The 3,100-nt window shown below is 46.4% G+C and carries 2 protein-coding genes and 1 pseudogene; all 3 read right to left on the bottom strand.

Annotated elements, in window-relative coordinates:
* Positions 1-323, bottom strand: a pseudogene (locus OGX91_RS03865) (hypothetical protein); the annotation flags it as partial.
* A gap of 76 nt (positions 324-399) precedes the next feature.
* Positions 400-1,218 carry a hypothetical protein gene (locus OGX91_RS03870; protein ID WP_286625506.1) on the bottom strand — a complete coding sequence of 273 codons (819 nt, stop codon included), beginning with the start codon at positions 1,216-1,218 and terminating at the stop codon, positions 400-402.
* 9 nt (positions 1,219-1,227) lie between these two features.
* Positions 1,228-3,081, bottom strand: coding sequence for a T6SS effector BTH_I2691 family protein (locus OGX91_RS03875; RefSeq protein WP_286625507.1), 1,854 nt, complete (start codon positions 3,079-3,081; stop codon positions 1,228-1,230).
* Positions 3,082-3,100: the final 19 nt, after the last annotated feature.

The following is a 3,100-nucleotide window of genomic DNA, read 5'->3' on the forward strand; positions in this document are numbered from 1 at the left end:
GGATAGGACAGAACGTCGAAATGCTGCACCACCCGCCGCTGCGTCAGTTTTTCAATGACCCCCCGAACTTTAATCAGCGGCGCCGGAGGCGGCAGCACCGGGTCCGGCGGGGCATTTTTCAGCGCCTCCAGCAGCTCTTTCTCTTTCAGGCGAAAATGTGCCAGCCATTTTCCTTTTTCATTGCTGGCCTCGATATTGCGCAGAATTTCCTGCGTTCGCACCAGCTCACTTTTTTGCTGCAAATAGTTATGAAGTGGATATTTTTTATTGCTGCCTTCGAGGCTTCTTCGCAATCCGTCTGAGAATTTCAGCTCTTTTTCCATAATTGACTCTTACAATATGTGAATACGACCATGTTGATATTTCTTAAATATCTTTACTGGAAAATATAATTCATTCTTATTTGCTGGAAGATTCTATTTTACGTAAGCATTCCGTCAGCGATTTTCCACATTTCACTATAAGTTCTGTTTTTTTTTCTTCTGAGCAGCTATCAATATCTGTCGAGAATTTTTCGCCAAACAGCGTGTTCTGCAGCCAGATTTGAATTTCATCTTCAAAAAAATACTCTTTCAGCGCATAGTCTGCTACCACCAGAAACAAAGCGAACTGCCAGGACGAGAGAACACCAATCCACTCAATACCCAGCGCATAAAATGCTGGTATCGCTGCGCGCCCCAGCCACACTTCTATACTGCCGACAGCCGTGCTCCAGCCAAATTTTGACATTAAAGCAGGCAAAACTTTGCCGCTGACTGAAATAATGGTTGTAACATCATTAAGAACCTTTCCAAAATACAACAATCTATATGCATTTTTTTTACTTCCTGCTTTCTCATATTTTAAAAGATATAAATCTGAAAAATCAGCCCCCAACGATGCAATAGCATTGAGCATCGAGCAACTGGCACCCACCCATTTCAGTTTTGGAAACGATTTATCATCTTTTTTTATGACGTCCATCATTTTACTGACAATATCAATCGCGCCTCCCGTGGTGGCAAATCCCGCCGCGACCAGTTTGGCATAACTGGAAAAGTCATCTCGTTTAAAATGATCTGCCTGGTTATATAGCTCCACCATATTAAAAAAGAGCACCAGAAAATTGATACTTGTCGCACGATAAGCATTTTTTTTCGCTCCCGTGATACTGAAGTCTGCAGTCGCCTTTTCCAGATCGGAGAACCGTACCTGAGCGACTTTTAACCGTCCTGACACTCTGTCTTTCTAAGGATTAACAAAGAGTATTTCGTTTATATAGTAGCTGCGCTCGGTCGCCCAGCCAAAATATTTACTCGAGAAAGACTTTATTTCCGCTACTGTTTTACCTGCCGAAAGAGAACAGAGCGTTTTAACGACAAGATCGTTTATGGAGTCCAGTTTCGGCCCGACACCCGAAACAGAAAATAAACGGGAACCCAGCGTTGCCATATGTTGATCAGCTTGATACAACACCCGTTTTGACCAGACTGCATCATTTTCTGGTGGCTCATCCAGCGCAGCTGTTGCTTTACTAAACCCTTCGAACAATTTAACCAGGTCACCGGATTTTGACTCAAAAAATGCCAACAAACTTTGTTCTGTAACCGGCTGACTCACTCCTTTGCGCACGCTGGCAAGCAAAGGCTCGGCAACCGTCATTAACTCAGGTGCATTATAAAAATGAGTACGCCAGACGAGGTTGTTTTCATTAGTAGTAGAATAATCTTTTATCCAGTCATCGAGTAAACTCACACCAGATTTCGCCGCACCTAACCCAGACATTGCAAAAGCTGTAATCTCACGAAAATGCAAATTATCCTGTGGAAGATCAGAATAAAAATCCTGCAGCGTACGAATAAAGCCTGGAGATTTAAGCCATTGGCAGCGCAAATCAATTATCACTTCGAGTTGGTTATCGATTTTGTGCGTCAGGTCCTCACCACATTTGATAAACGAATCCAGACTCTCTTGTTTTATCTTTCTTTTATATCTACGCAGGTTATTTGCCACCCGTGAACTTTTCAGGCTCTGCTCCTGTCTTTTCTTCGCCTGACGCTCGAATTCTTCCCGGCTTAAAATATCCGTATTACCTTTCCGTCCCTCATTCCAGACATACATTCCATATGCGTAATCCATATCACGAGATGTTGAAAGTGAACCACCCATCGCCGCGAGCTGCTGTTCCACATCCTGCTCAGCACTCTTTTTTATAATATTCTCAACACCGTTTATCAGACCCTGGGTGCAGAATTCCAGGGCGCGTTCGTCACCAAATATCTTCGCCATCGCCAGGACATCATTCGTCCATCCCGTCAGCTCATGCGTTATCCCTGCTGCATCATGCAACGCCATCAGCAACGGTGTCACGGGGGAACCGTCTGGCCTCACACCCCGTTCCTTCATCTGCCGGATTGTATTTCCGGCCACTCCGTTCTTCCACGGATACAATGTCTCCTGCGGCCCCGGCTCTTTGACTATGGCATAGCGTTCACTCACACACTGGCTGACGCGGATTTTAGTATGGGTGCCATACGGTAACAGCATTGCCGGACTCAGCTGGCTGCCCTGCGCCGGGATGTAATCCAGAACCCTGGCGAGATTTGCTGTGGTTGCCTCTGTTATTTGCTGTGAAGCCTGGGGCGCCGTCCAGTTCGGAGAACTCAGGCGCTGCATTCTGCGCTGCCGTTGACCGTCATCGCCCGCGTAACGCTCCATCGTTTTTTCCGTCCAGGGACACTGCGTGAATGCTATCCAGATATCATTATCCAGGACTTCATAAGGCAGCGTCAGAAAATCCTTTCCGCCATCACTGTACGTTCCCTGCCGACAGTCTGGCTCTGATTTCTCCAGAACATTTTTCGCCGACAGCTGTTTCCACAAACTGCCGTCATCACACACCGACCACGCTTCCCAGTCCGTCAGGTACGGATAGTAGATATAGATATAGCCCCTGCGCATCGCGCGTAGCGCATAGTGGTAGTTTTCGTTTTCCGCCGGGTAAGCTGATACTCCAGGTTTTGCCCACGCCGGCAATGGCTCTTTAATATATTCAGGAACCACCGCATAGCGTACAGGTAGTAATGCCGGTCCCTGTGACATACAGTCACATTTATGATTT

This window comes from Citrobacter sp. Cpa228 (assembly GCF_030333085.1).
Lineage (GTDB): Bacteria > Pseudomonadota > Gammaproteobacteria > Enterobacterales > Enterobacteriaceae > Citrobacter > Citrobacter pasteurii.